Source organism: Nitrospira moscoviensis (assembly GCF_001273775.1).
Lineage (GTDB): Bacteria > Nitrospirota > Nitrospiria > Nitrospirales > Nitrospiraceae > Nitrospira_D > Nitrospira_D moscoviensis.
On record NZ_CP011801.1, the window covers coordinates 3,076,545 to 3,101,912 of the forward strand.

At 64.7% G+C, this 25,368-nt stretch carries 24 protein-coding genes; 18 read left to right on the plus strand and 6 right to left on the minus strand.

What is annotated here, in order from left to right; all coding sequences use genetic code 11:
- The first annotated feature begins 4 nt into the window (after window positions 1-4).
- On the plus strand, window positions 5-319 hold the full coding sequence (locus tag NITMOv2_RS14980; RefSeq protein WP_238590530.1) for a HigA family addiction module antitoxin: 315 nt from the start codon (window positions 5-7) through the stop codon (window positions 317-319).
- A gap of 166 nt (window positions 320-485) precedes the next feature.
- Here the strand turns inward: NITMOv2_RS14980 and NITMOv2_RS14985 are convergent, their stop codons facing one another.
- Complete coding sequence (locus tag NITMOv2_RS14985) at window positions 486-5,354, minus strand: PAS domain-containing protein (RefSeq protein ID WP_053380638.1); 4,869 nt, start codon at window positions 5,352-5,354, stop codon at window positions 486-488.
- Between the two features lie 175 nt (window positions 5,355-5,529).
- Here NITMOv2_RS14985 and NITMOv2_RS14990 point away from each other — a divergent pair, with 175 nt between their 5' ends.
- Both NITMOv2_RS14990 and NITMOv2_RS14995 read left to right on the plus strand, forming a co-directional pair.
- Window positions 5,530-5,715 (plus strand): hypothetical protein, encoded by a 186-nt coding sequence (locus NITMOv2_RS14990; protein WP_053380639.1) that lies wholly within the window; start codon window positions 5,530-5,532, stop codon window positions 5,713-5,715.
- Window positions 5,716-5,901 (plus strand): helix-turn-helix domain-containing protein, encoded by a 186-nt coding sequence (locus tag NITMOv2_RS14995; protein WP_053380640.1) that lies wholly within the window; start codon window positions 5,716-5,718, stop codon window positions 5,899-5,901.
- Window positions 5,902-6,010: 109 nt separating this feature from the next.
- On the opposite strand, the gene NITMOv2_RS15000 is transcribed toward NITMOv2_RS14995, so the two are convergent.
- Window positions 6,011-7,165 (minus strand): PAS domain-containing protein, encoded by a 1,155-nt coding sequence (locus NITMOv2_RS15000; protein ID WP_053380641.1) that lies wholly within the window; start codon window positions 7,163-7,165, stop codon window positions 6,011-6,013.
- A 259-nt stretch (window positions 7,166-7,424) separates the two neighbouring features.
- A complete protein-coding gene (locus NITMOv2_RS15005) occupies window positions 7,425-7,607 on the minus strand; it encodes a hypothetical protein (protein ID WP_053380642.1) in 183 nt (60 codons plus the stop codon).
- 260 nt (window positions 7,608-7,867) lie between these two features.
- Here NITMOv2_RS15005 and NITMOv2_RS15010 point away from each other — a divergent pair, with 260 nt between their 5' ends.
- On the plus strand, window positions 7,868-8,584 hold the full coding sequence (locus NITMOv2_RS15010; protein WP_053380643.1) for a Crp/Fnr family transcriptional regulator: 717 nt from the start codon (window positions 7,868-7,870) through the stop codon (window positions 8,582-8,584).
- Between the two features lie 151 nt (window positions 8,585-8,735).
- Complete coding sequence (locus tag NITMOv2_RS15015) at window positions 8,736-9,455, plus strand: Crp/Fnr family transcriptional regulator (RefSeq protein WP_053380644.1); 720 nt, start codon at window positions 8,736-8,738, stop codon at window positions 9,453-9,455.
- Between the two features lie 58 nt (window positions 9,456-9,513).
- Here NITMOv2_RS15015 and NITMOv2_RS15020 read toward each other — a convergent pair whose 3' ends face one another.
- Complete coding sequence (locus NITMOv2_RS15020) at window positions 9,514-9,696, minus strand: hypothetical protein (RefSeq protein ID WP_053380645.1); 183 nt, start codon at window positions 9,694-9,696, stop codon at window positions 9,514-9,516.
- A gap of 415 nt (window positions 9,697-10,111) precedes the next feature.
- On the opposite strand from NITMOv2_RS15020, the gene NITMOv2_RS15025 reads away from it, so the two are divergent.
- From NITMOv2_RS15025 to NITMOv2_RS15090, 13 genes are all read left to right on the plus strand, one after another.
- Window positions 10,112-12,472 carry a hypothetical protein gene (locus tag NITMOv2_RS15025; RefSeq protein WP_053380646.1) on the plus strand — a complete coding sequence of 787 codons (2,361 nt, stop codon included), beginning with the start codon at window positions 10,112-10,114 and terminating at the stop codon, window positions 12,470-12,472.
- A 72-nt stretch (window positions 12,473-12,544) separates the two neighbouring features.
- Window positions 12,545-13,342, plus strand: a complete 798-nt coding sequence (gene cysD / locus NITMOv2_RS15030; RefSeq protein WP_053380647.1) for a sulfate adenylyltransferase subunit CysD — start codon at window positions 12,545-12,547, stop codon at window positions 13,340-13,342.
- Window positions 13,343-13,411: 69 nt separating this feature from the next.
- On the plus strand, window positions 13,412-13,696 hold the full coding sequence (locus NITMOv2_RS15035) for a type II toxin-antitoxin system Phd/YefM family antitoxin (protein WP_053380648.1): 285 nt from the start codon (window positions 13,412-13,414) through the stop codon (window positions 13,694-13,696).
- A gap of 1 nt (window position 13,697) precedes the next feature.
- Window positions 13,698-14,129 carry a type II toxin-antitoxin system VapC family toxin gene (locus tag NITMOv2_RS25120; RefSeq protein ID WP_420799901.1) on the plus strand — a complete coding sequence of 144 codons (432 nt, stop codon included), beginning with the start codon at window positions 13,698-13,700 and terminating at the stop codon, window positions 14,127-14,129.
- Window positions 14,130-14,769: 640 nt separating this feature from the next.
- On the plus strand, window positions 14,770-15,735 hold the full coding sequence (locus NITMOv2_RS15045) for an alkaline phosphatase family protein (RefSeq protein ID WP_053380650.1): 966 nt from the start codon (window positions 14,770-14,772) through the stop codon (window positions 15,733-15,735).
- A 6-nt stretch (window positions 15,736-15,741) separates the two neighbouring features.
- Window positions 15,742-16,188 carry a hypothetical protein gene (locus NITMOv2_RS15050; RefSeq protein WP_053380651.1) on the plus strand — a complete coding sequence of 149 codons (447 nt, stop codon included), beginning with the start codon at window positions 15,742-15,744 and terminating at the stop codon, window positions 16,186-16,188.
- A 22-nt stretch (window positions 16,189-16,210) separates the two neighbouring features.
- Entirely contained in the window at window positions 16,211-17,242 is a 1,032-nt protein-coding gene (locus tag NITMOv2_RS15055; RefSeq protein ID WP_083448067.1) for an L-threonylcarbamoyladenylate synthase, read from the plus strand.
- Window positions 17,239-17,502, plus strand: coding sequence for a hypothetical protein (locus NITMOv2_RS15060; protein ID WP_053380652.1), 264 nt, complete (start codon window positions 17,239-17,241; stop codon window positions 17,500-17,502). The genes NITMOv2_RS15055 and NITMOv2_RS15060 overlap by 4 nt, the downstream gene beginning before the upstream one ends.
- Window positions 17,503-17,765: 263 nt before the next feature.
- On the plus strand, window positions 17,766-21,020 hold the full coding sequence (locus NITMOv2_RS15065) for a DUF2309 domain-containing protein (RefSeq protein WP_053380653.1): 3,255 nt from the start codon (window positions 17,766-17,768) through the stop codon (window positions 21,018-21,020).
- A 19-nt stretch (window positions 21,021-21,039) separates the two neighbouring features.
- Window positions 21,040-22,425: a bifunctional folylpolyglutamate synthase/dihydrofolate synthase gene (locus tag NITMOv2_RS15070; protein ID WP_053380654.1), complete on the plus strand. Its 1,386-nt coding sequence runs from the start codon at window positions 21,040-21,042 to the stop codon at window positions 22,423-22,425.
- A 242-nt stretch (window positions 22,426-22,667) separates the two neighbouring features.
- The gene (locus NITMOv2_RS15075) at window positions 22,668-23,684 is read left to right on the plus strand and encodes an isocitrate/isopropylmalate dehydrogenase family protein (RefSeq protein WP_053380655.1); all 1,017 of its coding nucleotides are present in this window, start codon (window positions 22,668-22,670) and stop codon (window positions 23,682-23,684) included.
- Between the two features lie 10 nt (window positions 23,685-23,694).
- Complete coding sequence (locus NITMOv2_RS15080) at window positions 23,695-24,048, plus strand: hypothetical protein (RefSeq protein ID WP_053380656.1); 354 nt, start codon at window positions 23,695-23,697, stop codon at window positions 24,046-24,048.
- A 307-nt stretch (window positions 24,049-24,355) separates the two neighbouring features.
- Window positions 24,356-24,715 (plus strand): Na-translocating system protein MpsC family protein, encoded by a 360-nt coding sequence (locus NITMOv2_RS15090; RefSeq protein ID WP_053380658.1) that lies wholly within the window; start codon window positions 24,356-24,358, stop codon window positions 24,713-24,715.
- A gap of 74 nt (window positions 24,716-24,789) precedes the next feature.
- Here the strand turns inward: NITMOv2_RS15090 and NITMOv2_RS15095 are convergent, their stop codons facing one another.
- Both NITMOv2_RS15095 and NITMOv2_RS15100 read right to left on the minus strand, forming a co-directional pair.
- Window positions 24,790-25,137 (minus strand): type II toxin-antitoxin system PemK/MazF family toxin, encoded by a 348-nt coding sequence (locus NITMOv2_RS15095; protein WP_202967242.1) that lies wholly within the window; start codon window positions 25,135-25,137, stop codon window positions 24,790-24,792.
- Entirely contained in the window at window positions 25,125-25,352 is a 228-nt protein-coding gene (locus tag NITMOv2_RS15100; protein WP_053380659.1) for a hypothetical protein, read from the minus strand. Before NITMOv2_RS15100 ends, NITMOv2_RS15095 begins: the two co-directional genes overlap by 13 nt.
- Window positions 25,353-25,368: the final 16 nt, after the last annotated feature.

Genomic DNA, 25,368 nt, shown 5'->3' on the forward strand with positions numbered 1-25,368 from the left:
TCGTTTGTCTGGTCTATCTCGTCTGTCTGGTCTATCTGGTCACTCGTCACTCGTCGCTCGTCACTGTATCGATCCGCTTAATCTGAGCGTTACCGATGCCGCCAAGCATCTGCGCGTGACCCGCCAGACGCTCAATAACCTGGTGAACGAAAAAGCGGGCATCTCGCCGGACATGGCGATCCGGCTGTCCAAGGCCTTCGGCAGCAGTCCGGAGACCTGGCTCGGCTTGCAGATGGATTACGATCTTGCCCAAGCCGAGAAAAAGGCCTCCGCCCTGAAGATCGCGCGCATCGGTGCGCAGCATGCCGTAGCTTCCTAAATCCGGCAGCGGGATGGGCACCGTTTGTTTGGTTTGTCTGGTTTATTTGGTTCGTCTCGCTGTCCTCTCCCGGCACAAAAGAAACCAGACAAACCTTCTTTCAACCAGTTCCGGTTACAAAACAAACAAAACAAACCAAATAAACCTTCCTCAAACAGCACCGTGCTCAGGTCCCATTGAGCGTTTGATGAATCGCCCGATACAGATGCTCGACCGCCGCTTCCTTCGTGAGCAATGTGGCGGCGCCGGCCTGGCGCATGGCGCCGTCGTTCTCCGGGCCGGCGTTGACGGAGAGGCCGATCACCACCGTATCGGGCGAGTCCCTTTTGATCCGCGCGGTCGCCTCGATGCCGTTCATCCGTGGCATGTTGATGTCCATCACGACTACGCGAGGCCGCAGTTCGCCGACGAGCGCGACTGCCGCCGCCCCGTCCGGCGCTTCGCCGACGACCTCGATGTCCGCATAGCCCTCCAGAATCGCCCGCAAGCCCTGCCGTACCATGGCGTGATCGTCGACCAGCAAGACGCGAACTTTCGCGTCTTGGAGCTTTGAGCCAGAAAGCGTTGAGCGTTGAGGTCCAGCGTTTAGACTTCCGGAGTGTCTTACTTCGTTCTCAAGCTCAATGCCCAATGCTTTTCCACTCAATGCTTCACTGCCGCCGAGCGGCAGCACCAGCGTCGCCGTGGTTCCCTGCCCCGGTGACGATTGAATGTCAAACGACCCGCCCAGCGCTTTCATCCGCTCGCGGATGCTGAAGAGCCCGAATTTGGAGGAGAGGCCGCCGGTAGGTGTTGCAGCAGCAGCAGCAGCAGCAGCAGCAAGATCGAAGCCCGCGCCTTCGTCCCGCACCTCGATCCGCACCATGTTGGAGTCCTGCTCCATAAGCACCCAGGCGCGCCCCGTGCCGGCATGTTTGGACGAATTGATTAGCAGCTCGCGCACGGACTGGAAGAGCAAGATGGCTTGGTCCTCCGGAATGACGCCATGGCTCGCCTCCGGAACCGTCACCGTCACCGTCATCTCATACTTCTTCATGTACTCGGCCAACCACGTCAAGCCGGACGCCAGCCCCTGCTCGCGCAGGCCCGGCGGGCTCAGCTCGGCGACGAGCGTGCGGGTGTACTTGAGCGCCTCGGAAAGCACTTCGTCGGTCTCCTTCATCACCTTCGACGCGGCCGGCGTGGTGTCGGCGAAGCGCTTGTGCACACCGAGCTTCAACCGGCCCAGCACCAGCATCTGCTGCAGATGGTCGTGCAACTCCGCGGCGAGTCGCTTGCGCTCCCGCTGCTCGGCCAAATTGAGCTCGGTGGCGAGCATGCGCAACCGGGCCTCCGATTGCACCAACTCGGATGTCTTCTCGTTGACCGCCTGCTCCAACTCGAGGTTCCAGCTTTGCAATCTCTCTTGCGCCTCGCGCAGCGCCAGCTCAGCCTGCGCCCTGGCCGTGACGTCGGTCAGTGTCACTAACACGCGCCGCCACTCCAGATCATGCTTCGGGGCTACGAGTGAAAATTGGACGTTCAACGGCTCACCGTCCAGCCTGCGCAACAGAACCTGCCAATTAAGCAGATCGCGCCCTTCGGCGAGCGCCACCATCTCTTCAAGGAACACAGCGGCGGTTTCCGGAACGAAAATAGCCTCGAGCGAGTGGAGGAGATTTCCTTTGGAGCCCGCTTTGAACATGCGCACCGTTTCTTCGTTGACATCGCACACCCGCACAAGTTGAACCGCCCGTTGCACGACTTCCGGATGGCGCTGCAAATGCGTGCGGAGATCGGTGATTCCCTGTCGATCGATGTCGTCGAGCAGCGCTTTGACGCCCGACCAATCCTCTTCCCAAATCGAAACGCCCGCGCTCTCGAAGGTGTAGCGATACTTCGCCTCGCTCGCGCGCAACCATTCTTCCGCCCGCTTGCGCTCGGTGATGTCGAGCGACACGCCGCTGAACCGTACGGCCTCGCCCTGCTCGCCGTAGTAGAATCGTCCGTACAAGGAGAGCCACCGCTGTTCGCCGTTGTCGGCCCGGAAGAGGCGATGTTCTTCGGCGAAGAAGCCTCGATCGCGTTTGGCCCGTTCCACCGCCGCCATGACGCGGGGAAGGTCCTCAGGATGCACCCGTTCTTGCCATCGCTGCATCGAGACCGGTCCGGCCTCAGATTCATAGCCCTGCATCTGCGCATGCCGCTGATTCCATGTGGCGGCCCCCGTTCGAACATCGACGTCCCACGATCCGAGATCGGCGCCTTCGAGCGCGAGCCGCAAGCGCGCTTCGCTTTCGCGCAGCTTCTCCTCAGCCCCCTTCCGCTCGGTAATGTCTTGCACGATCCCCACCATGCACGCTGGTTGCCTTCGCGCCGCCGCTTGGCCGGTGCTGTGGAACCAGCGAGTCGAGCCGTCGATGCGGACTACCCGGAACTCCGCGTCGAACAGTGTGCCTTCCCGGCAGGCCGTGGCAAGCAGGTCCAGCACGCGCGGGCGATCCTCGGGATGGATGAACTCGACCCACCGGCGGGCGGCGTCGGCGGCCTGCTCCGCAGGCACGCCGAGCAGCTCGGGCAGTCCCTCACCCCAGCGATTGGCACCGGTCGCGATGTCGGTTTCCCAGGCGCCCAAATTCGCGGCGGCCATGGCTTGCCGGAGGCGCTCCTCGCTTTCGCGGAGTCTCTCCTCCGCCTGCTTGCGCTCGATGATATCGGCGGCCAGTCGCGCGAGCACATCGAGCCGCCGGCAATCCGACTCCGGCGGCCGGTGCGGCGCCCGCCAGTGCGTCGAAATCATCCCGAGCAAACGACCGTCACGTGAGCACAGAGGCGTCGTCTGTACGCCGCGGATGCCGGTTTGCAAATACGTGGCAAGGTCGTCGGTGCCGACCATCCAGTCGCAGTCTGTCACGTCCGGGACGACGACACGTTCGCAGGCTCGCATGGCCATTCCGCACGTACTCCTCGACACGGGTCGGACCCATTCCCAAAAGCGCGCGGCCTCGGGAGTGAAACCGCGGGAGCCCAGAAGCCGCAGCTCGCCGCGTATCGGGTCGGACATCTGCAGACTCGCGAACTCCGAACCCATCACTGCGACGGCCGCATCCAAGATGCGCTCATACAGCATGGCTACGTCGTCGGTGGCGACCAACGCGGTGCTCACCGCCTGAAGAGCCCGTGTGGCTTCCAGTTCCCGGCTGAGATGCGCCTCCCTCTCGCGCAGCGCCGCCTCGGCGCGCTTGCGCTCGATGCCGGTGGCCAGCGTGTCGGCGATACTTTTCGCCAGATCGACTTCTTCCGCGCTCAGGCTATGAGGCCGCCCGAAGTAGGCCATGAACTTACCGATGACCCGGCCGCCGGAGGTGAGCGGGATGAAGGCCAGGGCCGCGATGCCTTCCTCACGAATCACCGCCTTTAGGACGGGGTCGAGGTCGGCGGCCGACACGTCATCGATCATGATCGGCGCAGCGCCGGTTTCGTCCGGCCGCCAGGGCGAATGTCCGTCGGCCGCCCGGCGATAACCGTCGGACAGCCCTCGCCACGCCTGAAACCGCATGACGCCGCCGGCATCGAACAGCAAAATGGACGCCCGCTCCGCCTGGAGCACCGTGAGAATGGCATCCAGAGCCATGTCGTACAATTCAGCGATGTCGGCCGCGCGATTCACGGCGCCGGCGAGTTCGTACAGGCACTGAGTGTGGCCGGTGCGGCGCGCGAGTGCCTGCTGAGCCCGCTCGCGCTCGACCTCCGCCTCCGCGCGCGCCAACTGCACGGCGAGTTGGTCGCACACGGTCTGGATCAGCTCGACATCGCCCTGCTGGAACCTGTCCGTCCTGCGCGTGGCCACGGCCAGCGTGCCGAGAAGCCGCCCTTGCGCGATGAGCGGAAAGCCGGCATAGCAGCGCACGCCCGCCGCGCGGAGATCGGAAGACTCAGGGTAGCCGGCGTCGGGCAGATTCTCGGCGATGAGCCGTTTACGCCGTTGAGCGACCAGGCCGCAGAGATACTGCCCGAACCGGATCGCGGCATACTGCCCGCGCTGCTCGGCCGTCAGCCCACCCGCGGCGATCAAGCGGAGCCGGTCGCCGCCGGCGACCTGGAAGTGGAAAAAGAGTTCGAACCCGAGCGATGCGGCAAGATCCGCGAGCAGGGCGTCCAACGCCGGGCCCTTATTCCCTTCCTGGAGCCCCAGTCCCTTGCTGATGCGGGCGAGGAGCGCGAGACGGGCGTTGCGGACGAGAAGTTGCTCTTCGGCCCGCTTCTGCGCCGTCACGTCCCGGACGAGACCGGTCATCCGCGCAGGCCGCCCCGCGTCGTCGTAGTAAAAGCGGCCGGTGGCCTCCATGTGGCGGACGCTGCCGTCCGGATGGATGAAGCGGTATTCGTCCGCGTAGAGCGTTTCGCGCCGCGCCATCAGTTTTTCGAGTCGCTCCCAGACCCGCGGCCGATCGTCGGGATGGAGAATGTTGGTGAAGGCTTCGATCTTTCCGCTGAACGACCCCGGCCGCATCCCTGCCAACCGTTCGTGGGCGCCGAACCACTCGAGCGCTCCGGTGCCGATGTTCCAATCCCAGATGCCGCATTCCGCCGCATCGGCCGCTTCCCGCAGTTGGCGCTCCGTGCTGGAGAGCCGGGCGATGAGCCGGCGGTTTTCCCGTTCTTGTTCGGCCAGTTTCAAGAGCGCGCCGACCGTTCCGATGAGTTCTTCTTCCTCCGCCGGTTCGATCAGATACGCGTCGGCGCCGGCCTCCAAGCCTTTGACCCGGTCGCGGGCGTCGATCCTGGCCGCCGACGTCTGCAGCACCTTGATGGCGCCGGTCTCAGCGCGGCTCTTGAGCCGCCGGCAAACCTCGAATCCGTCGAGATCCGGCAAGTTGATATCGAGCACGACGAGCGCCGGCTGCGCCGCAGCGGCGATCGTGAGCGCGTCCTGCCCGTTGACCGCCTCCAGCACCCGATACCCGTGCCGGCTGAGAACGCGGCTCTTGACATAGAGGCCGCTGGGATTGTCGTCGACGATCAGGATCGTGGACATCTGAGCATTGTCGGCCATCGCGTGCTCTCGTCTGGACATAACCGTATGAAGGATCAGCCCCATGAAGGAGGGCGAACGGCTGGGAATTCTACGTGCCCTCTTTCCAACAGTAAAGCGGATACCTGACAGTTTCTTAAAAACTAGGGGTTGTCCTAGGTCCCGTCATTCCTCGGAAGATTCCAGGCGATGGGACTTGGACGGGCTGCTGAGCCGGGCGCCGGCCTTGAAACGCCTGGCGCGGCGGTACACCGGCGTGCTCTTGCGGCAGGTGATTCCAACTGGCCGGTTGCGTTGCATCCGGTGGAGCAAACGTTTCGCCCGCGTCATGCTGGAAATGAGCGACCGGGCCGGGAAGGCATCGATCGAACTGTCGCAGTAATTGATCGGCGAGATCCTGGGCGTCCGCCGGGAAACGGTCGGACTCATCGCCGGCTATTTCCAACGCTCGGGCCACATCGCCTACGTGCGAGGCTGCATCGACATCCTGAACCGGGACGGGCTCGAAGACATTTCCTGCGAGTGCTACCGCGTGATCCGAAAAGAACTGGACGATGTCTTTCGCTGACCTTGATGCCGATTTCACGCGGCGGGAATGGTACGGCGGCGGTTGGATCGGGAAGCGGCCCGGCGGCTGTCGCATGGAGTTACATGAACTCCTCGCCGTTACTCCGGCTTCAAGATTGCTGCGTGGGGACTCCGCGGCGGATGGGGATCTCCTGGACGGCGCCGATCATGCGCGTGGCCTGCCCCGCCGCGTCGCGCTGGATCACGCCGCGGTCCAGGACGGTGGCGACGCCGCCGTCGCCGCGCAGGAGCCGGTATTCGTCCTGCCAGTGATGCCGTGCACGATCCTCGATGGCGGCGCAGAGCTCCTTCACGACGCGCGGCCGATCGTCGGGGTGAACGCGCTGGATCCACCAGGCCACGGGCCGCGGCGCCTCCATGGCGTCAGCCCATCCGAATACCTCGGTCCCCGCGCCGCTCCACCGGAGCGCATCCTGTCGCACGTCCCAGTCCCAAATCACGTCGCGCGTCGCCTGCCAGGCGAGGCGGAGTCGGTCCCAGCTCTGGCGCAAAAGCTCTTCGGACTGCTTGCGCTCGGTGATGTCCAGACTGACCCCGTACCAGGCGTCGATGCGCCCGCTCGCGTCCCGGCGCGGCAGCGCCCGGAACTCGTGCCACCGGTAATCGCCGCCGCGGCCCCGATAGCGGCACTGGCCTTCGTACGGCTCTCCGGCGATCCGACACCGTTCCCAGTAGCCCAAGATCCGCGCGCGATCGTCCGGGTGCAGGACCATGGCCCATCCGTCCCGCAACGCCTGCTCGAGCGTCTGACCAGTATAGTCGTACCACCGTTGATTGAAATAGACGGCCCGGCCCGCCGCATCGCAGCCCCACACCAGTGCAGGAATAGCGTCGTTGATGGTCCGAAACTGGCGTTCGCGCTCCGCCAATCGCAACAGCGCCCGCACGGCGCCGACGATCTCGTCCTTTTCCGCCGACTCGACGACGTAGGCGTCGGCGCCGGATGCCAACCCGTTGACCCGGTCGTGCAAGCCGATCCGCGCCACGGAAGTTTGGAGGACCAGGATACGACACGTCGCCGGCTCGGCCTTCAGACGGCGACACACCTCGAACCCGTGCAGGTCGGGTAAGATGACGTCGAGCACCACGACGTCCGGCTGCGCCGCCGCGGCGACGCTGAGCGCTTGCTGTCCGCTTGCGGCCTGCAGCACGCGATAGCCCTCTCCCTCCAGTAGGCGGCTCTTGAGGTAGAGGGAGGCCGGGTGGTCGTCCACCACGAGCACGCTGAACGATGTGTCCTTCATGGCCTATCCCGAAACGCGGCTTTCGGCAGAGCGCGGCCGGCCGTGCGGGATCCCATGTATGCGGCGGGAAAGATCTGATCCGGTCTCGCACGAGCCGAACGGCTCACGAATGGTTTCCCTCGAAGCGGTGGAACGGAACGTAAGCGGGTAGTATCGGGAAAAACTTGGGTGAGGACTACTGAGCACATCCCTAGAAGAACCGCTCGACCGTCTGTCGTGCACTATTTCGACCGACGCCGGCGAGCGCGCCCGTCTCCAGTCAGGGAAGGCTCTTGGCCGGCCCGATCAGCTTGGCCAGTTCCGCGACGTAATAGGCGATCATTTGCCGTTCTTCTTCGGAAAAGGGGGGATTGTCCGCCGATAAGCCGGCCGACAACAACGACTCCGACGAGCTGGCAAAGTTCCGTACTTGTTTTCGCAACCCATTCACCGCCCCTGTCATTGCTCCTCCTTCAGGTCTGAATGTGATGCTTCAACCCGCGACCCGAGATCCTACGCGTCTTCTCGTCGTAATCTCTGTCGTCCAGACGACAAACTAGGGGTCTCGTCAGTCTCCTGCGTAGACGGGGACAACCGACCACGGCACATGGAAATGCCCGTAAAAGCGTCTAACGACGTGTTTTTTCAAGAAGAATGTCGCCCAGACGACAGAATCCCCTCCCCGTCTCAGGCATACTCCCGCCGGCTTCGCCAGGAGTCGCTGTGGCCGAATTAGAGCAAGAGGTTCATAACAACTTGGTCTTGAACGAGGTTCCTACTCATGACCTCTCCAGATTGCTGCCGCATATGCAAATCAAGGAGGTGGATGCCAAAGAAATTCTTCACCAGGCAGGGGAACCGCTTCACTACATTTATTTCCCCACCACGGCGTTGATGTCGATGCTCATGCCGACGTCCGAAGGCGCCACGGTCGAGCTGGCGACGGTCGGACGCGAAGGCTTCACCGACATCAGCTCGGTACTGAACCGCGCCGGCGCCCACGAGAACGGGGCGCTGGCCAAAGTGGTGACGGTTCTGCCGGGCACCGTCATCCGCATGAAAAGCGACGCGTTCGAAGCGGCCGTGGCGTCGAATCTTTCGGTGGCCCGCTGCATCCGTCGCTACGTGAGTCTGTTGTTCACGGAGCTGGCGCTCTCCGTCACCTGCAACCGGCTGCATTCACTGGAGCAGCGATGCGCGCGCTGGCTGCTCACGGCGATGGACAAGAGCGGGACGCGGACCATGCCCGTGACCCAGGAGATGCTGGCCGACATTCTCGGCGTGTATCGGCAGAGCGTCGTCCAAGTGGTCAGCGACTTCGAGGCGAAGGGATTGATCCAAGGCGGCCGGGGGTCGATCAAAGTCGAAAGCCCGCCCCGGCTGGCCGCGATGGTGTGCGAATGCTATTTCGTCAGTAAAAAGCGAGCCGGCCGATCGTGACGCGTCGGACGCCGAATGCACGCGCAGTTCGCGATGGAGGGACCGCGGCCCCGTTCTCAAGTCTTACCTGTATCCCCTTCCTAGGGGATTGCTGGGGGCCGTAGATGCCCCTATCCCTGTAGGCTGTCGGGAGGTCGTTCGAGACGCAGTCATGGCGCCGAGCTTGGAACAGAACAAGATTCTTGCGCAGCTGCCGGAATCGGAGAAAGAGGCGTTGCGCGGATCGCTCACGCCCGTATCCTTGCAGACGAAGGAAGAAATTTCTTACGTCGGCAGCCCCCTCCGCCACATCTACTTTCCACTCGATGCCGCCATCAGCCTCATGGACATGCAGCCGGCCGGCCGAACGGTCGAAGTGGCGGTCATCGGCAGCGAGGGATGCAGCTGCTCGTACGTGATCGACGGCCTGACCGAGTCGCCCTCCCGTATCGTGGTGCAGATGGGCGGCGCGGCCCTGCGCCTCGACGCGGCGGCCTTGCGGGCGTCGCTGGCTCGGACACCGCTCCTCGTCCGGATGATCCGGCGTTACAACACGGTGCTCTTCCGCCATGCGGTCATCTCGGTCGGCTGCAGCCAGTTCCACTCAGTCGAACAGCGATTGGCCCGCTGGCTGCTCGCCCAATATCACCGGACCGGCTCGACGACATTCCCCTTCACGCACGAGTTCATCGCCGAGCAACTCGGCTCGCAACGGGCGACGGTGACGGAAACCTTGGTGCATTGTCAGGCGACAGGACTCGTGCAGTACGGATACGGCACGGTGGAGCTCCGCAACATCTCCGGATTGCAAGCCGTCGCCTGCGAATGCTTCCGTCTCGCGACACAAGCCATCGACGACTACCTTCGAGACATCCGCACCTACCGGGCGTGATCGGCCGACGAGCGCGTCGAAGCCGCGCTCGAAGGGATCGGCCGCTCGGTCTCGTCTCTTATAGCTGCAACGAGAACGGCAAGACGGTGTGAATCGCGGTTCTCAAGCCGCTGTCCGGAAAGAGGCTGGCCAAGACCACGAAGACGATCAGCAACACGCCCGCCCAGAGCAGGCCGTCCATCGTGCGCCGGCACATCCCCAGAAATGCCCCGCCCATGATGAGGAGAAGAAACAGTTGCATGGGCCCTTGTACCACATCGCGGCGACCTGCTCTGTAAAAATCCGGTAAAAGTTCGCCGGGCGCGGGCGCGGCTTCCGATCCATCCCCTCGTCTACATGCGGCGTTCTCACTGCTCTTCCAATTAAAGATTGACCGTTGACGATGGACGGTCTTGGCGTGCGCCTCTGCACCGGCATTCGTGCGGGGCGTGTGCCGACGAACGCCGTTCTGCGGGCCCACCGCATCGACGACATCGATTGTGCCCGCCAGTCGCGGAAATCCATCCGGAATCGCCTTTGCAGGAGCGCCATGTCAGCGAGGAGCGGCGCCGGGGGAAGGGCCCAGGAGTCCGTGAAGCGAAGGGACGCGTGGCACGGGCGGCGGGAACCACCAGGCGCCTGCTCCTCGCATAAAAATGGTATCAGGGAGGATGCACATGCGGCGGCAACAAACAATCGCGGCGGCCATGCTGATGGCGGCGGCACTCAGCTCCTCACCGGCCGAGGCGAGAGGACCGAGGGCGAACCAGAACGGGGATGCCGGACACTTCGCGCTGAACTATGCCGAAGCCCTCGCCCATGCCCGGATTGAAGCATGGGCGGCGGCGGACTTGTCCTGCCTCACGCGGCTGAAGACCGCCGGCAAGCGACAGGGCCCGGAGTGGGCGCGTGACTGTTGGGACGCCACGCTCAACGCCCATACCGCCATGGTGGCGCAGGATGTGGAGACCGGCGTGTTCGATGCGGTGGGACGCGGCGCCGGTTTCGGCCTCCTGCACGATCGCCATCGCGCCACCGAAAACTGGAAGGAGTATCCGCCCGCCGTGTTCCTCTCGCCTCCAATCGTCCGGCGGGACAACGGTCCGGCTCCGGAGGTGCGGCTGGTGCGCGTGCATCCCGCGCAGCCGACCGCGCTGCTCAATGTGAAGGGCTCGGATCCGGTGACCGTGCAGGGGCACGCCGTCGACGTGACCATCGTCTATCCCGATCCCATCACCGCTCCGCTGGCCTTGCGGCCGGAAGAAATCTGGTGGGTCAGCGGCGCGCAGCGGCGCTTCGGACCGGTCCGCGAGGTGCAGGTGCGATTCATCGTCGTGTCCGGCCTGAAGAAGTTCGGCTATGCGGAAGACCGGGCGGTCATGAACGAAATCCTGCCGGGCGCTCCGCTGATTCCGACCACGCAGTACGGCCTCCGCCCGGAAGCGGGACGGCGTTTCGATCCCGCCTCCATCAACGCCCCGAACCGGCTCTTAAAAGGCGAACTGCTGCCCGGCACAGCCCGGTGGTGGGAACGATCCGAGGCCGAGCTCTTGTTCCGCCAGGCCGTCGGCCGTGCGGCCCATCTTCCGGCCGGCGAACGCGCGGCGCTGCTCACCCGACTGCTGCTGCTCGATCCCACGGACGCCGAGACGCACCGGATGCGGGGCGAGGACGCCTACCTCGCGTTTCTGCGCCAGGGCGTCACGAAGGGCGGACTGGCGGCGCGCGACGAGCCGGCGCTCTGGCGCGCGGCTGAACTGTACTGGACGCTCCAGGCCCAAACCTGGCGGCAGGAGCTCACGGCGGTGGCCGAGGGGTACGAACCCGCCGCCGACACCCTCTATCGTGCCATCGCCTCTTACGACCAGCTGGCGCAGACGCAGCAAGCGACGCCCGAAGAGCGGCGGAGGCTGGGGGCCCTGAACCGGTGGAACAACGACCCCGGCGCCGCGCTGGCGATACATGAGCCGCTGCTCGCCGAATCGTCGCCCGACACGCCGTTTTATGGACTTGTCCTCGCCGACATCGCCTGGGACCGCATTCAATGGGTGTCTTGGGAGCGGCGCTACGACCATCCCTGGCTCGAACAGGCTGTAGGCGAGGCGCAAAAGGCCGCGGCGCTGTTGAGCCGGCCCGAGGAGAAAGTGATCGCCGACTACGTCCTCGTCGCAGCGGAATCCCTCCGGGTGCCGCGCGATGCCGAGGCGTTCACCCGGCAACTCGCCCTGGTGAAGCAGGACGTGGACCGGATTCCCGGCACGAAGGGCCTGCTCGGCCACCTCGTGGCGAACGATCTCGTGAAGGCCTTGACGCCGGAGGCCAGGACCGTGGTGCTGCCCAGCCCGCCCCGTTCCATGGAAGTGCTGGACGTGGCGGTGCACGCCAACCCGCCCAAGCAGGACATCGTGTGGCAATGGAACTTCGATCAGGATGTGCCGGGCGCCGTGCCGACCGGCTTCCTTGCACTGCGGAGCGGCGGGTCGGAGGCGGCCGACTGGCAAGTGGCGGCTGATCGCGACGGCGGGGGGCAGAATCAGCTCCTGACGCAGGCGAACCGCTGCGCGACGCCCGGCTGCGTGCGGCTGCTCGTGGCGGAACGGGCCCGCGCGACCTATCCGGATCTCACGGTGCAGATCCGGGCTGTGGAAACGTCCGGCGAGGGCGAAGCCGGCCTCGCGCTCGCCGTGCGGGACGACCGGAATTACTACGCCGTGACGCTGCAACCCTCGACCGGCCTGGTCACCACCAGGCGAGTGAGCGACGGCACGGCGACGATCCTGGGTCAGGTGGCGGTGAAACTCGCCGCACGGCCCTGGCACACGCTCCGCGTACAACGGATCAACTTTTTGCACCTCGACAAGGGCCGGCTGGGCGTCTACGTCGACGGCGCGCAGGTCGCGGCCGTCGACGACGCAGTGCTGCCGGCCGAAGGCCGGGTGGGCGTGATCACGCTCGGCCCGGCCGCCGCCCAGTTCGACAGCCTGCATCTGTTGGATCTGGTGTCGAACCGGCCGCTGTCGAAGCCGGCGGCGTACTGAGACGAGTGACCGGTGATGAGTGACGAGTGACGAGACGGCCAGGGTGAGCATCATTCACTCGGCACTATTTGTATGAAGCACCTCCGCGCGCTGGAAGATCAGAGCGTCTACATCTTACGCGAGGCCTACAAGCACTTCGACGACCTCGCCATGCTCTGGTCGATGGGGAAGGATTCGACGGTCCTCTTGTGGCTCGCACGCAAAGCCTTCTTCGGTCATGTGCCCTTCCCGCTCGTCCACATCGACACGGGCTATGAGATGCCGGCGCTGATCGAGTATCGCGATCGGCTCTGCCGTGAGTGGCGGCTCAACCTGGTGGTGGGTCAGAACAAAGCGGCGCTGGCGGCCGGGATGGGCCCCGAGCGCGGGCGCGTCACCTGCTGCACGGCGATGAAAATCGACGCGCTCAAGCAGACCATTGCGTCGCACGGCTGGACGGCCGTCATCCTCGGCATCCGCGCCGACGAAGAAGGCACCCGCGCCAAGGAGCGGTACTTCTCGCTCCGCGACAAGCACGGCGAATGGGATTTCCGCGATCAACCGCCCGAGCTCTGGGACCAATTCAATACGACGTTCCCCGCGGGCGCTCACGTCCGGGTCCATCCGCTGCTCGATTGGACCGAGCTCAACATCTGGGAATATCTGGAGCTGGAGCAGATTCCCCTCCCGCCCCTGTACTTCGATCAGGGCACCGGCACGCGGTATCGCAGTCTGGGCTGCGTGCCCTGCACCGGCACGGTTCAGTCCTGCGCTTCCACCATTCCACAGATCATTTCCGAACTGCGCACGACCACGATCGCCGAGCGCTCCGGCCGCGCGCAAGACGAAGGCCGCGGAATGGAGACGCTGCGCAAGCTGGGGCACATGTGAGGGCGAAGGGCAGCACCTGTGGTACGGCGCTTGCGCTATTCTTCCGCGGTAGCTACAATAGCCACCACTATGAGCCGGATCGGCGTCAAAGAACTCAAGAACCGCTTGACCCACTATCTACGTCGGACGCAGAAGGGCGAAGAGATCATCGTGACCGACCGGGGACGACCCATTGCGTTGCTTCAGCAAATTGAAGCGGGAAAGCCGGGAACTCGAGAAGCTCGGTTGGCGCAACTTGCGGCGCTCGGGAAAATCATCCTGCCGACAGCTGCGCCGAGCAGGCGGCTCAAACCGCTGCCCTACCACGGTCCCTCGGTCGGGCGCGCGGTTCTCGATGACCGAGACGAACCGTGACATGTATTACTGGGATACCAGCGCACTGGTGAAGCAATTCATCGAGGAAGCAGGGACGCGCGACGTCACGGCATGGCGATTACAAGCTCCTCCACACGCGACGGCCACCATCGCGTTCACCGAAGCCTTTTCAGCTTTTCGGCGGCGTGTGCGTGAATCCGCCCTCAAAGAGCCGCAGTACCAGGAAGTCGTGCGTCGTTTTCTGCGTGAATGGCCTTCCTATGTCAGAATCACGTTGGACGAAGGTGTGCTGGACCGTTCACGCTCTCTTCTGGAGCGGCATGCGCTCCGCACCCTCGACGCGATCCATCTTGCTTCGGCTCTCCAACTCCAGGACCACCTCGACGAGCCGTCGGTCCTGATCTCCGCGGACGCCCGGCTCCTCAACGCAGCTGCACTGGAGCGCCTCGACATCAGACGCCTTCCCGCTTGAGCATCCAGCACGGAGCGTTTCGGCCGCGCGCAGGACGAAGGCCGCGGCATGGAGCCGCTCGCTCAGCACGGGCAGAAGCTTCGCCCGAACCGCTGCTGAAATGAACGAGCTGGGCTTTTTCGGCGGCACTTGCTTCTTCAGTCTGGCATAGACGTCATCATCCATGGTGATGTTGAGCCGAACGGCCATGTCGCCCTCTTTGACAGTATGATGCTGCAGTCTATAGAGGATCGCCTGCTCCGGCAGGGATCGGCTACACCGTCCGCGACGGCTTGTCCTTGACCGACGCCGGCTGGAAGCCGGCCTTCGCGGATCAATCCCACTCTTACCGCATGTTCAAGCGCTCCGCCGCCGACTGCTGCAGAACATCCGTTTCGCCCAATTCTTGGAGCCGCCGGTCTACACCGACTACATTCGGGGCATCGGTCCGCCGTGCGGCCTTACACCGCCCCTGTGCGCCGCGTGTGCGCGTACACGGGCGTGAGGCACGGCCGACCGGCTCCGTGCAGTGCCGCGCCGATCGATCGATTGAACAGGAGCGGCCTTGGGCTTCTTCTGCCGCAACGCTCCCGGCCTGTCCACCCCGGGAATCTCCCTTGCACGTCGGCACATCGCACATTCATCCACCGACGGAGGCCTCATGCAAGCCATCACACTGTGCGCCATCCTTATTGCGACGATCTTCTCCGACGTGCCGCTCCACGCCGCCGGTTTCACGCCCGCTGCGGGACCGGCTGCCGGACAGGCCGAGCACGTCGTGCTGTTCGTATTGGAAGGCCTTGATCAGCCAGCGCTCAAGGCCGGCCCCATGCCGGTCCTCAGCCGGCTGGTGAAAGATGGCTCCGTCACGTGGTCCGCCGAGGCGGCCTCACCGTTCGTCCGGCTGCCGGCGATGGCCTCGCTGCTGACGGGACTGCCCGTCTCCAAACACGGCATCACCTGGGACAGTTTTGAATTCAGTCGCGGCTATCCCCGGCCGCCCACGTTGTTCGACTATCTGGACTTGAGCGGCGGACGCGACAGCGCGATCTTCCTCATGGATGAATCGCTGTACCAGCTCGCTAAGCCCGAACCCTACACCGATTACCAGCTCTGCGGACCACTGAAGCCGGAATGCACTCCACGGCGTCTGGTCGCTTACATCAAACAGTATTTTGCCAAAGCCGCGAGCGGCCATGGGTACGGTCACGCGATTCTCGCCTTCCCGCATCTCCTGGTCGTGCACCTCCCCGCGCCCGAGCGCGCCGGACAGGCCCAGGGTTGGTCGTCCAATGAATATCGGCAGGCCTTGCGGTCTGTCGACCAAGCGATGGGCGACGTGTTGGACCTCTACCGATCCCACGGCTTGCTGGAACGGACGGCGATCGCGGTCACGTCGCTGAGCGGCCCGGCCACGTCGCGGGCGGCCGGCGTGCCATGGATCGTCTCCGGCTACGGCATCAAGTCGGGCTACGCGATTCGTGGACCGGTCTCGCTCATCGATACCGGCGCGACCGTCATGCGCATCATGGGACTGGAGACCCACGCTGAGTGGGACAGCCGTCCGGTCGAAGAAATCTTCGTGGGCGCCTCGATCGGGCGCGTCGCGATGAGAAAGGAGCGGTAACCGGCCATGTCACTCTCCATCTCGCGATCGCAGCTCCTCTACCGCCTGCGCAGTCTCGCCGCCTGCATGCTCCTCACCGCGGCGCTGACGGGAACCTTCCCCGCCACCGGCCGGGCCTCGCAAACACCGGCACCGCTCTACCCCATTACCATCGATGCGACCGCCCTCGTTTCCCAAAGTTGGTGGCAGATACCGGGCGTCACGCCCTCTATCTGGACGTCGGACCCGGAAACGTCCGACGCCTATCGCACGACTGAAGCGCGGCAGCTCACGTTGCAGCCGGGGCGCTACAAGTTCGTGAGCTTCACCTTCGATTTCCCTTTCACGATCACACAGGACGGCACGATCGATTTCTCTCCCTCGCTCGATGAGTGCGTGGAGGGCCGCGGCAAGCACATCTTGGTCATCAAGTGCAAACGCACGTACCCGCACGGCGGCCGTCCGGAGTATTGACGCCGGTGGCGGAGGCGTCCTCATGATCCTGCCCGGTAACGATCCGGCCGCGCTGCGCGTCGCAGCCGATACCGTCCGCGCGGGCGGGCTCGTCGCCTTCCCGACGGAAACGGTGTACGGCCTGGGATGCGACGCGCTGAATCCCGACGCCGTGCAGCAGGTGTTCCGCGCCAAGCGGCGTCCCGCGTTCGATCCCCTCATCGTCCATGTCGCCGATCGGACGAGGCTCGATCTCATCGTCCGCGACGTGCCACCGCGCGCGCAGCGGCTCATGGAGCGATTCTGGCCGGGCCCGCTCACCCTCGTGCTTCCCAAGCAGGCGCGCGTGCCCGACGCCGTGACGGCGGGGAGGCCGACCGTCGCCGTGAGGCAGCCGGCCCATCCGGTCGCGCGGGCGTTGCTGAAAGCAGCCGGCATTCCCATCGCCGCCCCCAGCGCCAACCCATTCGGCTATGTGAGTCCGACCACCGCATCCCATGTCCTCGACGGCCTCGGAGAAGAGGTCTCGGTGATCCTCGACGGCGGCCCCTGCCCGATCGGCGTCGAATCGACGATCCTCTCCCTCGCCGATTCCACCCCGCGGCTGCTGCGTCCCGGCGGAATCGCGCGGCAGGACATCGAGGCCGTCATCGGATTGGTCGAAGGACCGGCCTCGCAGGGCTCCGTCTCGCTGGCCCCGGGACAATCGCCCCGACATTATGCGACGCGCACTCCCGTCACGATTTTGTCGGGAGACAGGCACCCCGAAGCGCAGGAACGCGCCGGTCTCTTGGCCATGTCCCCGGCGACTCACCACCGTCTCGGCGGCCGCTTCTGCGCCGTCGAAGTCCTGTCGTCCTCGGGGGATCTCGCGGAAGCCGCCGCGAACCTCTTCGCCGCGCTCCGGCGTTTGGACCGGCTGGAACTCGATCGGCTGTACGTCGAGCCCTGTCCCGAGCTGGGCCTCGGCGCGGCCATTATGGATCGGCTGAGACGCTGCGCCGTTCCACATGAGCTTCTTTCTCTTCAACGCAAGCACAGGACACAAGGGTATCGAACCGAGGAGGCATTATGATCGTACGCCATGAGAGCAGCTGGACAGGAGGCCTGTCCGGACTCGCCCTGGTTCTTCTCGCGGGCTTCACCCTCCCGCGCGCCGCCTGGGCCGCCGCGCCACCGATCGTGCTCGAGCCCGCGCAAGCGGCGCCCGGCGCCACCGTGACGCTGAGCGGCACGGGGTTCGGCCAGGCCGGGCCCTTCACCATCGAACCAAAAGGCCTGCCCGACGCCGCCTATTGGACGAACAATCGCCCCGACGCCTCGACCAACCAGTAGCAACTGTTTCAACAGCGGCGGGAAGCGCCCGCGGCTCCCGCTGCCGCCTTTCCTCCCACGTCACATCAGTGCCCGGCCGTCTCGTGCATCTCCGCACGGCTCGTGTGTCGCCGCACCGGTTCACCGCGCTTCGAGCGGAGAGCATCGTTCTCTCATATTCTTTTTGCTCGCGATGTACGGGTTTTTCGACGCCCGGCTCTTCTTGTTCTTCCGGCCTTCTTCTTGCTCATTATCGGCGACACGGGCCTGGATGGAGGACGAGCATGATCGGACACTACACCGACGCCCAGCGCATGGAGCTGCGGTCTTACGTCAATCTCGCCGGGGAGACCGTCGCCCGCCTGTGGCCGATGCGGACCTTCATCTCGCGCAATCCGCTTCAAGGGCTGGAGTCCCTCCCTTTCCACGAGGCCGTGCAGCGGGGTGAGCAGTTGTTCGGCGGCCGCGGCTACTTGCCGACTGAGTGGTACCGCGAGCAATTCCGAGAAGGCCGCATTTCCCCCGCCGCGGTTGAGCAGGTGCTTCAACCTCTTGCCGAGGACAAACACGTGCAGTTCGGCGATCACCGGCTCTCTCATGTGGAGGTGCTGCGACTGGCGTTGCTTCACGGCATCACATTACAACGCGCGGCTGATTGCACGACGCCGGGGGCGACGGACGCTCCCGACCTCTTCACCTCTCTCAGGCCGTGGGCGGAGGCGGCGCTGCCGCAGAATCGATGGGAGGACCATGAAGACCTCGACCGCGAGGGGAGCGACGACTGGCTCCGTCACGACACCCTTGCGTCTTGGTGCGATCGCACGCTGGGGGCGACGCTCGTCGATGACATCAACCGCCAGATGATCAAGTGGTGCGCGGCCTTCTGTGACGAAGGCGAGGCGGCCTGGCCGATGCCCTGCCGGGAGGAGACGTTTTTCCGGTCATGGAAAGCGGCGGCGCGCCATGATGTGAGCCTCCGGCTGCTCGGCATCCGCGGCGCCGCGAAGAAGATCTCCGCCTTGTCCGACCGCCCGGAAGATGCGCTGCTGGAGTCGCTCGATGCCTTGAAGGTCCCGCCGCTCGCTTGGCAAGACTATCTTTCGCTCCACTTAGCCGCCCTGCCGGGCTGGGCCGGCTTCATCAAGTGGCGAGCCGAGCAGACCGGGCATCCGTGGCAGGACGCCTATCGCATCGATCTCGTCAAATATCTCGCCGTCCGGTTGTTTTACGAGCGTGAATTGGTCGCCGTCGCCTGCCGGCGGGCGCTCGACTGCGCCGGCGACACGGCGGCCTTGCAAGCGTACGCGCGGCGGTTTCCTCACGCCCTATGGCTCCGGCGGACGCTGGTCGCGGGCCGGCTGCCGGACCGAGCCGCGGCGGAAGCGGCGCGGTTGACCGGCCGGCGCCGGACGGCCGATGCGCGGGCGTGGGACGAGCTCGGCCGGCGGTGGTATGCCGCGGCGCGGCAAGGACGGCGCCCGCAGGAGATCCACGATCAGTTGCGGGCGCTCATCGCGCTGGCCGAGGCGGTCGGCATGAAACCGGAGCTGATGGCCGAGACGCCGCCCAGCGATCTCGCGACATTGCTGGATTGGATCCGGACGTTTTCCGATCGGTCGCACAGCCGGACATGGCTGGAGGCCTCGGAGTTGACGGCCGAGCGCGCGATGCTCGACCGGCTCAACACCATGCCCGCCGCTGCCGGCGACATGGGGACGGCTGTCTCCGCACGCCCGCTGGCGCAGTTCGTGTTCTGCATCGACGTGCGGTCGGAAGTTTTTCGCCGCCACCTCGAAGACCGGGGCGGCTACGAGACCTTCGGCTTCGCCGGCTTTTTCGGCCTGCCCGTCTCCTTCCGCTCTCTGGACGAGCCGCATGAATCGGACCTCTGCCCGGTGCTCCTCAAGCCGAAGCATGCGCTGCGCGAAGTGCCTCGGACCTATGACGGCCAGGCGGCGCAGCGGCGCAAGGCGACGGCCCAGGCCGCCAAAGTGGGGCACGAATTGCTGCACGATCTGAAACACAACGTCGTGACGCCCTATGTGATGGTCGAGGCGGTCGGGTGGTGGTTCGGCTGGCCGCTCCTGGCCAAAACGTTGCTGCCCCGCTGGTACCACGGCCTGGCCGGTTGGCTGCGGCGGCGCCTGGCGCCCCGCGTCGCGACGACCATGACGGTCGACAAGCTCACCTCGGCGGAAGCGGACGAGATGGTGGCCGCCGATCAGCGCATGCGGCTCCAGCGCTGGCTGCGCGAACGATTCACAATCGACGGGGCGCTGCTCACGCCGCAGGTCCTCGAGCGCATCCGCCGACAGGCGCTGGAAGCGGTGCCGGCCTCCCCCGTCACGCCGGGCGAGCTCGGGCATCTGCTGGTGCTCGGCACGGCGCACGAAGCGCAGCTGCTCGAAGAACTGCGGCGCGAGTGTCGGATCAGTCCGCGCGACACCTCGGCGCGTATCGAGCGCATCACCCGCACGGGCTTTACGCCGACAGAGCAGGCGTACTACGTGGAGACGGCGCTCAAGCTGATGGGGTTCACGTCTTCGTTCGCGCGGCTCGTCTTCCTCTGCGGCCATGGGAGCACGTCGCAGAACAATCCCTACGAGTCGGCGCTCGACTGCGGCGCCTGCGGGGGCAGCCAAGGATTACCCAACGCCCGCACCTTCGCCACGATCGCCAACCGGCCGCAGGTGCGCCAGCTGCTGGCGGCGCGCGGGCTCATCATCCCGGCCGACACCCATTTCGTCGCCGCGGTCCACGACACCACCACCGATCGGCTGGCGGTCGAAGATCTGGAAGACGTGCCGGCGACGCACCGTAAGGAATTGGCGCAGGTGCTCGAAGACGTGGCGGGCGCCGGCGCCGCGTCGGCCGTGGAACGGGTCCGCGCGCTCGTCGCCCTGCCCGGCGCGGCGGCCGGCGAGGCCCGCGCGGCCGTGGAGCGCCGGAGCTTGGATTGGGCGGAAGTTCGGCCGGAATGGGGGCTCGCACGGAACGGCTGGTTTATCATCGGCGGCCGGCGTCTGACACGCGGGCGCAGCTTGGAGGGCCGTTCGTTCCTCCATTCGTACGACTCTACGATCGACCAGGACGGCAAGCTGCTCGAAGTGATCATGACCGCGCCGTTGATCGTGGCACAGTGGATCAACAGCGAGTATTACTTCTCGACCGTCGCGCCGGAGGTCTACGGCAGCGGCAGCAAGGTGTACCACAACGTCACCGGGCGCATCGGCGTGATGACCGGCAACCACAGCGATCTTCGCATGGGTCTGCCCGTGCAATCCCTCTTCGACGGCGCGAGCCCCTATCACGAGCCGCTGCGGCTCACGGCCGTGATCGAAGCGCCGCGCCGCCTGGTCTCCGCCGTCATCGCGCGCCAGCCGTTGCTCCAACAACTGTTCAACAACCGCTGGCTCCGGCTGGTCGTCCTGGACCCGAACGAGCGGGTCTTCTATCGGCACGGAGGCGGCGAAGGATGGGCCAAGATCGACGATATGATGGGCGCGGAAACCGCCGACGACATGGCAGAAAAGGTCTAGCGTCAGACGGAGCATGGCGATGCCCGAATGGAATTCCGATCACTTTCCTCCCTACTGGGCCGTCCCCTTTTCCTCGTTCGCGCAGGTCACCGAGTTCTTGCGTGAAGTGGAAACGGCCTGCCTGTCGCACGGCCGGCCTTCCGACGGCACCGTGAACTTCGAAGCGGTCGCTCGATGCCTCCACGCGCTCGGCCGTCCGGACCGGCACTATCGCTCGATCCACGTGACCGGGACGAACGGCAAGACCACCGTCAGCCGCATGATCGCCGCGCTGCTTCGTGCGGGCGGCATGACCGTGGGGCTCTACACGAGTCCGCACCTGACCCATTTCCGCGAACGCATCTCCGTGAACGGCCGGCCGATCAGCGAAGAGGCGCTGGTCGATGCCTGCAACCGCGTCAAGGCCTTCATGGACGTGGAGGGGTTGGAGAAAGAGCAGCTCAGTCCGTTCGAGTTTTTGACCGTCGGGGCCTTCTTCGCGTTCAACGCCGCGAAGGTGGACTATGCGGTGATCGAGGTCGGCATCGGCGGCACACACGACGCCACGAACGTCATCGCTCCGGACGTGTCGGTGATCACGAACGTCGACTACGACCATATGGATCTGCTGGGCGCGACGCTGGAACGGATCGCCGAAGCGAAATCCGGCATCATCAAACCCGTGACTCCGGTCGTCTGTGGACCCATGGCGGAGGGGCCGCGCGCCGTAGTCACGGCGCGCGCCGCGGACGTACAGGCCCCGCTCCTTCTGATCGACCGGGACTATGAGGTCTCCGAGGTGCTGCAGAGCGGGTTCCAGACGGTCTGTTCGATCCGCGTCGGCGCTCGGCGATGGGACCAGGTCATGCTCGACTCCCCTGCAACCTTCATGGCGACCAACGCGGCCCTGTCCCTGGCCGCCTACGATGTATTGCGACGGCGCGGGCTGGTGCCGGATCTCACCGACCTCGACGTGCAGACCCTCTACGAACGGATCGATCTGGGCGCCTGCTGCGAGGTCTATCACGGAACCCCGACCCTGCTGGTCAACGGGGCCCACAATGCCCCCGCCATGGCCCAGTTGGCGACGACCCTCCGGCATACCTTCGAAGGTCGGCGGCAGGCACTCGTCGTCTCCATCGCCAAGGACAAGGACTACAGCGCGATGATCCGGCATCTGGCCCATACGTCCGCCGACCGCATCATCTTCACCCGCTGTCCGCAGGAGACGGCGATCGACCCGGCTTTGTTGGCGGAGCAGTGGCGCGGCCAAACCCATGTGGCCGCCGAAATTGTGGACGAGCCGGACCTCGCGGTCGCCCGGGCGATACAGGCGGCCGGTCCGCACGGCGTCGTCGTCGTCACCGGCTCCGTTCAACTGGCCGGCCTGTCCCGGCCTGCGCCGGCCCTCGCGCCGAACCATTGACTCCCTGTCCTTTCCCCCGGCGAGCATACACGCACTGCCGCTCGTGCAGACCGTGTGTCGATGCACCGATCGATCCGGCGTGGCGCACACAGATCGCCGACGTCCATCACAATGCCTTGCATTTTCTTGGGCCCTGTCTCCAATCAGCGCTTGGCACTTCTGGAATCTCGTTTGCACTGGTACGCATCCGAAGGGGTACGGATGGTCCGATCGCCCTTGCTGCTTAAGGGAGGAGGTTCAGGATGGCGAAGCATGTGGTCACGATGATCCCGGGAGAGGGCACCGGCCCGGAGATCTGCGAGGCGGTGCGCATGGTGATCGACGCGAGCGGCGTCGACATCAAATGGGAGTACGAGGACATCGGGCTCGACTGTCTCGAAAAGCACGGCACGTTGTTGCCGGACAAGACGATCCAAAGCATCGCCAAGAACAAAGTCGCGCTGAAGGGCCCGACGACGACCCCGATCGGGACCGGCCACAAGAGCGCGAACGTCACGCTGCGCAAAGTGTTCGACCTTTACGCCAACGTGCGGCCCGTGCGGTTGATCCCGGCGCTGAAGCGGCCGTGGGACAAGCTGGACATCATCAACTTCCGCGAGAACACCGAAGACTCCTACGCGGCCATCGAACACATGGTGTCGGACGAAGTGGCGCAATGCCTGAAGGTCATCACCTGGCCCGGATCGTACCGGATCGCCGACTTCGCGCTGAAATGGGCGCGCGACAACGGACGCAAGAAAGTCTACTGCGTCCACAAGGCCAACATCATGAAGATGACGGACGGCCTGTTCCTGGAGGCCTTCCGGGCGGCCGCCAAGAAGTATCCGGACATCGAGACGGGCGACATCATCGTGGACAACTGCTCGATGCAGCTGGTCCGTAACCCCGGCCAATTCGACTGTCTGGTCCTCCCCAACCTGTACGGCGACATCCTCACGGACCTCTGCGCCGGCCTCATGGGCGGCCTCGGCTTCGCGCCCGGCGCCAACGTCGGGGACAACTGCGCCATCTTCGAAGCGGTGCACGGCTCGGCGCCGAAGTATGCCGGCCAGAAGAAAGTGAATCCATCGGCCGTCTTGATCTCGGGCGTCATGATGCTCCGCTGGCTCAACGAAAAGGAGGCGGCGGACCGGATCGAGAAGGCGATGTACCGGGTGCTGGACGAAGGCAAGCGCGTCACCTACGACGTGGGCGGCACCGCGAAGACCGACGAATATGCGCAGGCGATCATCGACAAGATGCACGCCGGGCTGAAGTAAGGAGGGATCGATGCCGACGTTTACCGAAGAAGCGATTGCGACCAAGAAAAAGAAGAAGATCGAGCTGGTGGGGGTGGACCTCTACATCATCACCGATAAAGGCATTCCCAAGTTCGCGGACGGAGAATTCGGGCCCTTCAAGTGCGAGTTCATCTCGAACCGCGGCACGAAAGTCTGGCCCGGCTTCGTGAGCCCGGACCTGCTGATGGTGAACTGGTACCGCTGCCGCTTCATGGCGACGCGGAACGTGCAGGATCACGAGGTCAGCGACTTCCTCGTCCAGCTCGGGAAGAAATGGGAATGGTCCGCGGCGCAGAAGCTGTGGAACTACGACGGGGAGGCCGGTTTCAGCAAGGCGTATTGACCGTCGGCCGCTCGGCGGGCGCCTCACGCGCCCGCCGAGACCCTCATCTCTGTCGGATGGCCCGTTCGCAGGCGCTCAAGGAGAGGGCCAAGCGCAGCTTGGCCTGGAGGTATGGAATGAACGCGTCGGATCACGATCCCGGTATGGCAAGCGTTGAGTGCGACTTTACCGGTGATTGGAATCCGTCGAACACGCCGGCCGCGCGGCCGCTCTCTCCGCAGCTTGAAGCCTTTCTCCTGGATCGCTTCAGTACCACATTGGAAGATCCGTACACAGGCCGCAGATTGAAACCCTAACAGGCTCCGCCATGATCGGGATCAGCCGCAACACCGCCGAGATCGAATATGCCGTGATGCTGGCCGTCTTGAATTTTCAGAGCCAGTTCATGAAGTCGTCCTATCAGCAGGCCCGCGTCGATGTGTCGGACGATGTGATCCACGTCACCCTCACCAAAACCAACGCCATCCCCGCCGAAGAGCGGCTCGCCCAATCGCCGGAGGGCCGGGCGCTGCTCGAAGAAGTCCATACCGAATTGTTCCGCTCGGGTGAAGCGCTGCTGCGCGTCGAGTTGGAACGGGCGCTCGGCGCCGCAATCTCCAGCCTCTCCAGCCGCCTCGATACGGCGGCCGGGACCAGCACGATCACCGTCAAGCTGGCGGAACGGTGAACGCGGAGTCCCATCGTCTCCGAAAACAGGTTCTCTTCGGGCCGTTGCGAACGAAAGCCGAACCTGAAATTGGCTCATGGTCTTAAGCCGAGCGTCACGCGGATGGCATCTTCCACGGCCATGAGTTCATCCGGGCTCAATGTTTCGATCCTGGACCGCAGCCGGGACTTGTCCACCGAACGGATCTGGTCTCCCAGTGCACGGGCCGCCTTGCCATCGACGGTGATTAGTGCTTCCCCGGGATAAAGGGAATCGACGTGGCTGGTGAGAGGGAGCACAACGACCCGTGATCCATATGTATTGCAAGAATTGTTGGAAACGACGACCGCCGGCCTCGTCTTCTTGATTTCAGAACCAATCGTAGGGTCGAGAACTACCCAGTAGACGTCTCCACGACGAGGCGTCTTTCTCACTTCGGCCACCCTTCGCCTTCGGTGGTTTTCCAATCCTCCTCAAGCCTTTGCCTCCACCGTTCTTTTCCCGCCGCCCGATAGGCTGCGTCCAAGGCCTTCTCGTCCGGATGGAGCTTCGCTCGAACAGCTGACGAAATGAAAGAACTGAGCTTTTTTGAGGGCACTTGTTTCTTAAGGCGGGCGTAGACATCGTCATCCATCGTGATGTTCAACCGAACGGCCATAGTGCCTCCTCGTCAA

What these genes read in the sequence shown, in the direction of transcription:
- NITMOv2_RS15075 (WP_053380655.1), top strand. Translation starts at nt 22,668, where the DNA reads ATGGCGAAGCATGTGGTCACGATGATCCCGGGAGAGGGCACCGGCCCG.
- NITMOv2_RS15035 (WP_053380648.1), top strand. Translation starts at nt 13,412, where the DNA reads ATGAGCCGGATCGGCGTCAAAGAACTCAAGAACCGCTTGACCCACTAT.
- NITMOv2_RS15005 (WP_053380642.1), bottom strand. Translation starts at nt 7,607, where the DNA reads ATGACAGGGGCGGTGAATGGGTTGCGAAAACAAGTACGGAACTTTGCC.
- NITMOv2_RS15055 (WP_083448067.1), top strand. Translation starts at nt 16,211, where the DNA reads ATGATCCTGCCCGGTAACGATCCGGCCGCGCTGCGCGTCGCAGCCGAT.
- NITMOv2_RS15045 (WP_053380650.1), top strand. Translation starts at nt 14,770, where the DNA reads ATGCAAGCCATCACACTGTGCGCCATCCTTATTGCGACGATCTTCTCC.
- NITMOv2_RS15050 (WP_053380651.1), top strand. Translation starts at nt 15,742, where the DNA reads ATGTCACTCTCCATCTCGCGATCGCAGCTCCTCTACCGCCTGCGCAGT.
- NITMOv2_RS15070 (WP_053380654.1), top strand. Translation starts at nt 21,040, where the DNA reads ATGCCCGAATGGAATTCCGATCACTTTCCTCCCTACTGGGCCGTCCCC.
- cysD (WP_053380647.1), top strand. Translation starts at nt 12,545, where the DNA reads ATGAAGCACCTCCGCGCGCTGGAAGATCAGAGCGTCTACATCTTACGC.
- NITMOv2_RS15020 (WP_053380645.1), bottom strand. Translation starts at nt 9,696, where the DNA reads ATGCAACTGTTTCTTCTCCTCATCATGGGCGGGGCATTTCTGGGGATG.
- NITMOv2_RS15000 (WP_053380641.1), bottom strand. Translation starts at nt 7,165, where the DNA reads ATGAAGGACACATCGTTCAGCGTGCTCGTGGTGGACGACCACCCGGCC.
- NITMOv2_RS25120 (WP_420799901.1), top strand. Translation starts at nt 13,698, where the DNA reads ATGTATTACTGGGATACCAGCGCACTGGTGAAGCAATTCATCGAGGAA.
- NITMOv2_RS15080 (WP_053380656.1), top strand. Translation starts at nt 23,695, where the DNA reads ATGCCGACGTTTACCGAAGAAGCGATTGCGACCAAGAAAAAGAAGAAG.
- NITMOv2_RS15100 (WP_053380659.1), bottom strand. Translation starts at nt 25,352, where the DNA reads ATGGCCGTTCGGTTGAACATCACGATGGATGACGATGTCTACGCCCGC.
- NITMOv2_RS14985 (WP_053380638.1), bottom strand. Translation starts at nt 5,354, where the DNA reads ATGGCCGACAATGCTCAGATGTCCACGATCCTGATCGTCGACGACAAT.
- NITMOv2_RS15090 (WP_053380658.1), top strand. Translation starts at nt 24,356, where the DNA reads ATGATCGGGATCAGCCGCAACACCGCCGAGATCGAATATGCCGTGATG.
- NITMOv2_RS15015 (WP_053380644.1), top strand. Translation starts at nt 8,736, where the DNA reads ATGGCGCCGAGCTTGGAACAGAACAAGATTCTTGCGCAGCTGCCGGAA.
- NITMOv2_RS15065 (WP_053380653.1), top strand. Translation starts at nt 17,766, where the DNA reads ATGATCGGACACTACACCGACGCCCAGCGCATGGAGCTGCGGTCTTAC.
- NITMOv2_RS15060 (WP_053380652.1), top strand. Translation starts at nt 17,239, where the DNA reads ATGATCGTACGCCATGAGAGCAGCTGGACAGGAGGCCTGTCCGGACTC.
- NITMOv2_RS15025 (WP_053380646.1), top strand. Translation starts at nt 10,112, where the DNA reads ATGCGGCGGCAACAAACAATCGCGGCGGCCATGCTGATGGCGGCGGCA.